2 protein-coding genes are annotated in these 3078 nt (G+C 37.6%); both read right to left on the reverse strand.

The genetic code is table 11. The annotated features are described in order from the left end of the window. Positions 1-167 precede the first annotated feature (167 nt). The gene (locus ACFWE9_RS26475; protein WP_377359612.1) at positions 168-1424 is read right to left on the reverse strand and encodes a DUF445 domain-containing protein; all 1257 of its coding nucleotides are present in this window, start codon (positions 1422-1424) and stop codon (positions 168-170) included. 428 nt (positions 1425-1852) lie between these two features. Then, on the reverse strand, positions 1853-2830 hold the full coding sequence (locus ACFWE9_RS26480) for a bile acid:sodium symporter family protein (protein ID WP_230160910.1): 978 nt from the start codon (positions 2828-2830) through the stop codon (positions 1853-1855). Between the last annotated feature and the right edge of the window lie 248 nt (positions 2831-3078).

Consider the following 3078-nt stretch of genomic DNA (forward strand, 5'->3'; position numbering starts at 1 on the left):
AAGTATTTCTTGCTAATAGAAGGACCTTAACATAAGTTGTTAAGGTCCTTTTATAATAATGAATGAAGGACTTTTGCCTCCTCCAGAAAACCGAATACGGAATATACGGACTACTCGCAGCCAACGGCAGTAAGCTGCTGTTACCAAATCACCCGCCGGGGCCAGAATTATATCAGCCTAAGTAGAGCCTGTATACCTGTTAGGAGTATCCCGATTATAAAGCCACAAACCGCTCCGTTCACACGAATCCATTGTAAATCTTTTCCTACACCATTTTCCATCATATCAATCAGCGTTTCATTGTCTAGCTTGTCTAAATTTTCTTGTACAAGATTGCCGATCTGCGTATGATTATTTTCAATGAGAACAGAAATTTGTTTCTGTATCCAAAGATCAATGTGGGTGCTATTTTCTTTAATATTGTCTAGTATGTGATGAATCATAGGTGCCAGATAAGTATCCATGAAATGTTCATTCTCGACGAAATCCAATGCTTCTTGTTGAATTTGTTGTAAACTTCCCGTTATTGTTGCCTCAGGCTCCCATTTTGTTAGAAGTTGTTCTTTCCATTTTTCAACTCCTTCTAACAGTTCCCGGTTATGGTTAATGCCTTGAATCTCTTTCCTGATATATAAGATTAAAGCCTCTCTATTTGGTTCGTCCTCGTTTTGTAAATTATTTACGACACTTAATAATAGATTTTGTATGATATTCCCAAGTTTCTCTTCGTTAAGCAGACTTTGAATGGATTTAACGGCAAACTGAAGCATGCCTTCCAGTTCAATCTTGCTGAGTACATCCATGGAAACAGTACCTAGGCGGTGACTGGTTTGTTTTTTTCCTAACCAATCTTCAGCTTTTTTCAAAACATGATCCAAAGCCTTCTTATCAAACTCTTCGTTAAGTAACTGTGAACTTACTAAATGTAGAATTTTACTCATGTCTATGTTAGAAAGCGATGCTTTAATTTTTTTTGCAACGAAAGGTGTTATCTTTTTTATATCTATATAACAAATCATTTGCTTGATAAGTTTAATCAGGACTTTTCTAAACGTATCACTTTGCATCTCTTTTACTAAAATGGGGATCAGTTTTTCTGTAAAAGGAACATGTTTGACTTTGTCTTGAATGCTTTCCTTAGAAAGCCAGTCATTTTTTAACATCGAAACGAGTGCATTTGTCATTCTTTTCCGATTGTTGGGCAAAAGAGCTGTATGAGGGATTGGTAATCCAAGTGGATGGCGGAATAAAGCAGTGACTGCAAACCAATCCGCCAATCCTCCAACTAGACCTGCTTCAAACCCTCCATGTAATAAGTCCAACGGTAAAGAACCTTGAAATGGAGTGGTTGCAATATAGCCTGCCCCCATGATCATTAGTGAATATCTAGCGATTTTTCGTGACGATTTTATTTTTGCTGACATTATATTCCCTCATCCTTAAAATGAAATTCAATGACTATTAACGAATCATCTGTATGTTTTTATATCTTACTTTTATCTAGTAGTATAGCAGGTAGTTCAAAAAAATACTCCCAACAAAGGCAGTAAGTTTACTTATTGGGGAATGGATTTCTATATGAATCGAAACCACAATCTATGATGTTTTCCTTTGAATTTCAAAGTTGCCGATGGTTGATTCACAAAAAAAAAGCCGATTTATTCAATCGGCTTCAGCTTTTTTGAGGGGTGTAAAATTCAAACGTTGATTTCCACTGCAGGCACTCGCTTTTCCCGTAGGAGTCTCGCACACCCGTTCCAATCAACATTGTTTTAACATGTAGATAGAACCCCTTTGTCTACAGTCATTTCGGTTAATAAAAATGAAAAGTGTTAGTGGTTCATCTCCAACATTATGATACGTCTGTTTTTATCGAATTATTTTTAACGGTTCCTACATTTTTTTTATCTTTCATGCGACTGAAGATAAAGGCTAGAACGGAGCCAGATATATTATGCCAAACACTGAAAATGGCACTAGGTACAGCGGCCAAAGGAGAGAAATGGGCCGTTGCTATAGCTACACCCAAGCCAGAGTTCTGCATTCCAACCTCCATAGCGACTGCTTTCTGCTTAGCTAAATCCATCCCGCATAAACGTGCAAAGAAAAAGCCGAGAATAAAACCAAGAACATTATGAAGAACGACGACTGCAAAAATCAGCAAACCTGTTTTAGCCAGCTGGGCTTGGCTGCCTGCTACGACAGCGGATACGATCAGGACAATGGAAATAACAGATACCAGAGGCAAAGCCTTTGCACCGGCCTCTGCCTGTTTACCGAAAAACTTTTTAACAATAAATCCAAGCATTAGTGGGATGATTACCACTTGAATGATGGAAATAAATAATGACCCAATACTAATATTAACCCATTTACTTGCCAAGAGCAGAATAAGCAGGGGTGTTACGATAGGTGCTAGAATGGTGGAAACAGAAGCAATGGCAACGGCAAGTGCAACATTCCCTCTTGCCAGAAACACCATGACATTTGACGCTGTCCCACTAGGGCAGCATCCAACCAAAATAACCCCAACAGCCACCTCTTTCGGTAAATCGAACCCTATTGCTAATGCAAACGCTAATAATGGCATAATGATAAAGTGTCCAGCCACCCCTAGTGCCACTTCTTTCGGTCGACGGAAAACTTCTTTAAAATCCGCTGCTGATAGTGTAAGTCCCATGCCAAACATGACAATTCCTAATAAAGGAACAATATATGCACCAATCCATATAAAATGATTAGGTAAGATATACGCAATTACTGCAAATATAATGACCCATAATGTAAATGTTTTACCAGCAAATCCGCTGATTTTCTCTACTAAACCCATAGTGACCTCCTAGATGTTTTAAAATAAATCAATTATAGTTTATATTCAGAATATTTAAAACCCTTTTAGGCAATAAAAATTCAAACGCGTTTCTAACAAGCCGTTTGGGAATCAATTTATTACTCCATTATGTTTATAAGGAAGCTGGTTATTGGTAGTTTCATTATGGTCATTCATATTGGAAAAAGATGATTTTTGGAACTGTAATTCTCTTGCGCTGAACTAGTATGAATATGACGATTTACTAT

Source organism: Peribacillus sp. NPDC060253, from assembly GCF_042727425.1.
Lineage (GTDB): Bacteria > Bacillota > Bacilli > Bacillales > DSM-1321 > Peribacillus.